The 1,321-nt window shown below is 66.6% G+C and carries 1 protein-coding gene; it reads right to left on the reverse strand.

Going from position 1 to position 1,321, the window contains the following annotated elements; translation table 11 throughout:
• The coding region (locus B3873_RS21985; RefSeq protein ID WP_286869080.1) for an SfnB family sulfur acquisition oxidoreductase at positions 1 to 1,197 on the reverse strand (1,197 nt) is incomplete at its 3' end.
• Positions 1,198 to 1,321: the final 124 nt, after the last annotated feature.

A 1,321-nucleotide genomic window follows, 5' to 3' on the forward strand; every position in this document is an offset into this window, starting at 1 on the left:
CCAGCGCACCGGATCATGCAGCGTATGGGTGCGGGCATTGCGCCAGTGGCGGTCGAGATTGTGTTCGGACAGGGTCGATTGCGAACCGGCCAGCTCAAACAGTTTGCTACCGGCCGCCAGCGAAACTTCGGTAGTCAGCACGCGTGCCTCGGCCACTGCGATGGACGCCTCTGCGATGCTGTCTTCAGTGGGCGCGGCAGCGGCGGCATCGACCTTGCGTCCGGCGCGGCGCACCAGCGCTTCGGCGGCGTGCAGCTGGATGGTCAGGTCACCCACTTCGCGAATGGTGAGCGGATCGTCGCCGGCGCGTTCCACACCGCTGTCGACCCAGGGCCGCGAGCGGGTGCGCACAAATTGCAGCAGGTCCGCATAAGCTGCGCGCGCAATGCCCAGATCGATGGCCGCGTGCTGGATCTGCGCCATCGGGCCGATCTGCGTGGGCCGCGAGAAGGCAGTGGCAAACCCGATCACGGCATCGGCCGGCACATGGACGTTCTCGAACACGGCACTGCCGCTGCCGGTGGTGCGCTGGCCGAAGCCAGACCAGTCATCGATGATGGTCAGGCCCGGCGCATGGCGCGGCACGATGGCCAGTTGCTGCACACCCTCTTCATCGATCACCGAGGTCGGCACCCAGTCGGCATAGAGCGCGCCGGTGGCGTAGAACTTGCGGCCGTTGATGCGGTAGCCGGGGCCATGTTCGTTGCGGGTCAGCCGGGTCTTGCGGTCATGCGAAGTCTTGGTGCCGAGTTCGGCCAGGGCATTGCCGAAGCGGTCGCCCTGCAGCACCCGGTCAAAGAAGAACCGCTTCTGCGATTCGCTGCCGTTGACGCGGATCAGTTCCACCGCATAGAAATGGTTTTGCGGAATCTGTCCGATGGAACCATCGGCCGCCGAGATGGTGGCGATGACTTCGGCCAGGGTCCCGTAGCTGACACCCGCACCGCCGTATTCCTTGGGCACGGTGATGCCCCACAGGCCCGAACGCACGTAGCGTTCCAACTCGTCCCAGGGCAGCTTGCGCTCGCGGTCGCGCAGCGCGGCTTCGCGGCTGAAGTCTTCGCCCAGCTTGCGGGCGGCGGCGATGGCTTCGGCGTCGTCGCGGATGCGCGCCACCAGGCGCGGTGGCGTGCCCGAGGGCGGCGGCAGAGAATCGAGCGTGGTGTGGGTGGCCTGGGCGGCAGCGGTCTGGGTCATGATGGTTCGCGGTCGAATGAGGGAAGGCAGGGTCCGGGCATCAGCTCCAGGAGTGGCGCGGCGGCGGCGTGCCGTTCAGGGCGTAATTGCCGACCGCAAAATATTTCCAGCGCACCGGATCATG

The sequence above is a fragment of the Herbaspirillum sp. UBA812 genome (assembly GCF_002296545.1).
In the GTDB taxonomy this organism is placed as follows: domain Bacteria; phylum Pseudomonadota; class Gammaproteobacteria; order Burkholderiales; family Burkholderiaceae_D; genus Herbaspirillum; species Herbaspirillum huttiense.